At 68.2% G+C, this 3,120-nt stretch carries 2 protein-coding genes; both read left to right on the top strand.

Annotated features, from left to right (window positions below; translation table 11 throughout):
• Positions 1–2,169, top strand: a 2,169-nt coding sequence (locus VJS38_RS19650; RefSeq protein ID WP_324089840.1) for a VirB4 family type IV secretion system protein, incomplete at its 5' end; no start/stop codon positions are given.
• The coding region (locus VJS38_RS19645) for a type IV secretion system protein (protein WP_324089839.1) at positions 2,166–3,120 on the top strand (955 nt) is incomplete at its 3' end. The genes VJS38_RS19650 and VJS38_RS19645, both read left to right, overlap by 4 nt.

Raw genomic sequence — 3,120 nt, 5'->3', positions numbered from 1 at the left:
GAGACGGTGCTTCGCGGGGCCGCGAGCGCACAGCTGTCGATCTACCACCATGTGGTGCGCAGGCGGGTCTCGCCGCAGTTCGCGACGCCGCCGGAGGACCCCTTCTGCCGCGAACTCGACCGCAAATGGCGTAGTCAGCTGGAAGGGCGGCAGCTGTACGTCAATGACATCTTCCTGACCCTGGTGCGCCGGCCGCAACCTGGCGGCGTCGGGTTTCTGGAGAGCTTGGCCCGCGGGCCTGGTTCGCGCGGCGGCGGCGAGCGCGATCTCAAGCAACTGCATTCGGCGCGCGAAGCGTTCGAGTCGGTGCTGACGCCTTACGGCCCACGCACGCTCGGCGCCTACGAGGCCGCCAGTGGCGCGCTATGCTCGGAGCTGGCGGAGTTTCTGGCCCTGTTGCTGAGCGGCGAGCGGCATCCGGTAATGCTGCCCTCCGGCGAACTCGCCGATGTCCTGGCGAAGCGACGGCTGAGCTTCGGCGGCGATGCGATGGATTTCGGCGCCGACGGCGGATACGGGGCGATGGTTTCGTTGAAGGACTACCCCGCGCGCACCGTGCCCGGGCTGCTTGACGGGGTTCTGCGCCTGCCCATGGAAATGGTGCTGACCGAAAGCTTCAGCTACGCAGACCGTCAGGCTGCGCTTGACCGGATGGGCCTGGCGCTGCGGCGCCTGCGGGCCGCCGAAGACGACGCTTACAGCCTGCGCCAGGAACTGGCCCAAGCGCGCGACGACCTTGGCGCCGGCCGCGCCGCCTATGGCGAGCATCACCTGACCATCCTGGCCAAGAGCGACAGCCTTGAAGGCCTCGACGCCAACGTCGCCGACGTGCAGTCGGCGCTCGCCGAGGTCGGCGCCATCGCGGTGCGCGAGGACGTCAACCTGGAGCCGGGCTTCTGGAGCCAGTTCCCTGGCAATTTCAGTTACATCGCGCGCAAGGCGCTGATCTCGGTCGCGAATTACGCTAGCCTGGCGAGCTTCCACAACCATCCGGTCGGCCAGAGCGTGGACAACCATTGGGGTCAGGCGATCGCGGTGCTGGAGACGACCGCTTTCGGGCCCTACTACTTCAACTTCCACAACAGCGACCTCGGCAACTTCACGGTGATCGGCCCCTCCGGGTCGGGCAAGACCGTGCTACTCACCTTCCTGCTGGCCCAGGCCGAACGCCTAAAGCCGCGGATCGCCTACTTCGACAAGGATCGCGGCGCAGAGCCCTTCATCCGGGCCGTCGGCGGTCGTTACGACGTGTTGGCTCCCGGCGAGCCGACGGGGCTGAACCCGCTCGCTCTTGCCGACACGCCCGCCAATCGCGCTTTCCTGATCGAGTGGCTGGCCCAGTTGCTCACCGTCGATGGCGCGACGCTCGACGCCGAAGACCGCACGCTGATCGCCGAGGCGGTCGACGCCAACTTCGCCCAGGTCCCGGCCTATCGGCGGCTGCGCTTCCTGCGCGAAATGTTCCGCGGCGCGCGGCGCCCCAGGGCAGGGGACCTGGCGGCCCGGCTCGGCGCCTGGTGCGAGGGCGGCGAGCACGCCTGGCTGTTCGACAACGCCGCCGACCGGCTCGAGGACGACGCGCGGATCCTCGGTTTCGACATGACGCGGCTGCTGGACGCGCCCGTGGTTCGCACGCCGGCCATGATGTATCTCTTCCACCGGCTCGAGCAGCGGCTCGACGGCACGCCGGCGATCATCGTGGTCGACGAGGGCTGGAAGGCGCTGGACGATCCGGTGTTCGTGCGCCGCCTCAAGGACTGGGAGAAGACGATCCGTAAGCGCAATGGCGTCATCGGCTTCTGCACCCAGAGCGCCAGCGACGCCCTGGACAGCCGGATCGCCTCGGCGATCATCGAGCAGGCGGCCACTCAGATCTTCTTCCCGAACAGCCGCGCCCGCGAGCGCGACTACGTCGAGGGCTTCGGGCTGAGCGAGCATGAGTACGAACTCGTGAGGACCTTGCCCGACACCTCGCGCTGCTTCCTGGTGAAGCAGGGCGACCATAGCGTGGTGGCTCGCCTCGACCTGACGGGGCTGACGGGCCAGCTGTCGGTCCTGGCTGGGACCGAGCGCGCCGTGCGTCGCCTGGATCAGCTGCGCGAGGAACTGGGCGATGACACCTCCGCATGGCTGCCCTACTTCATGCAGCAAGGGCGCAGCGCAGCATGATCGCCGACTGCGCCAATCTGGCAGCCCAGGGCGTCATCGAGGGCGTCCTCGGCGGCGTGGACTGCGAGACCCGCAGCCTCGCGGCCGCTGGATATGGGGCGTTGACCTCCGGATCGAGCGTCTTCCAGCAAGCGCTCACCGCAATCCTGACGATCTACGTCGCCGTGACCGGGTACCGTATGCTGGTGGCCAGCCGTGGCGTGCGCCTTTCGAGCGTGTCGGGTATGGCGCTAAAGATCGGTGCGGTGCTGGCGCTCGTCACCAGTTGGCCGACGTTCCAGACCCTTGTCTTCAATGTGGCGGCCGATGCGCCGGGAGAACTGGCCGCGGCGATCGCAGAGCCCTTCCGGGGCGCCGAGGGCATCGGCGGCGATCCCGTCAGAGGGCTGCAGGACGTTTATGACCAGCTGACGTCGGTGGAAGTCGCCTTTGGCAAGAGCGCGGGCAATGCGACGACCTATTCCAGCCCCGCGGCGGCGGCGGCGGATTCCCTGTCGACAGCGTCGGGCGTGCTGTTCCTCAGCACGGCCGGCGTGCTGGCCGCGACGACCATCGTCATCGGCGTGCTGACGGCGGCCGGACCGATCTTCATTAGCTTGTTTGTGATGCCGGTCACGCGCGGCCTGTTCGTCGGCTGGCTGCGGGCGCTCGCCGCGGCGGCTCTGGTTACGATGGTGACTTGGCTGTTGATCGTCGCCGAGTTGCACCTGCTGCAGCCCTGGTTGGACCAGCTGCGTGAGCAACAGCGTGCCGGCACGCTGGATCCACAGACCGCGCGAAGCGTCACGGCGCTGGTCTATGTGTTTGGCGGTGGCGAGGTCGCCCTGGCCATCGGCGCGCTGGTGGTGGCGTTGGGTTTCCGCCTGCCCGCGCCGGCGACCGGCAACAAGGCCTCGGAAGACGCCTCACCCTTGACCGTCAACTCCGCCACGGCGACCCTGCCGTCAGGCG

This window comes from Phenylobacterium sp. (assembly GCF_035276905.1).
Taxonomy (GTDB): Bacteria; Pseudomonadota; Alphaproteobacteria; order Caulobacterales; family Caulobacteraceae; genus Phenylobacterium.
The sequence above is the reverse complement of the archived record's forward strand: the minus strand, read 5'-3'. Positions and strand labels throughout refer to the sequence as shown.